This is a genomic window from Paraburkholderia sp. SIMBA_054, assembly GCF_046534875.1.
Classification (GTDB): Bacteria; Pseudomonadota; Gammaproteobacteria; order Burkholderiales; family Burkholderiaceae; genus Paraburkholderia; species Paraburkholderia hospita.
On sequence record NZ_JAWRXV010000991.1, the window covers coordinates 1 to 263 of the forward strand.

At 61.2% G+C, this 263-nt stretch carries 1 pseudogene; it reads right to left on the minus strand.

The annotated features are described in order from the left end of the window. Window positions 1–263, minus strand: a pseudogene (locus SB822_RS58105) (SMP-30/gluconolaconase/LRE-like region family protein); the annotation flags it as partial.

Genomic DNA, 263 nt, shown 5'->3' on the forward strand with positions numbered 1-263 from the left:
CTCCCGTCACCTTCACCGTCGTGTTGAACGCCGGGCCCGGCAAAGAGCCATCCGGTATTGCAATGTAGCCGCTCGCCGAATTGAAATGATAGAAGTTGAAGGTGTCGGGGTTCTGGCCGGACGCGACGAGAATGCGGTTTCCGCCCACCGCGACGAGTTGCCCGAAGTGCTGCCCGCGCTGCGTGTCGTTGATATTCAGGCGCGGGTCTGACGGATAAGTAAACGGGTCGACGGTATTCGCAACGAAGGTGCCGCCCGCGGTG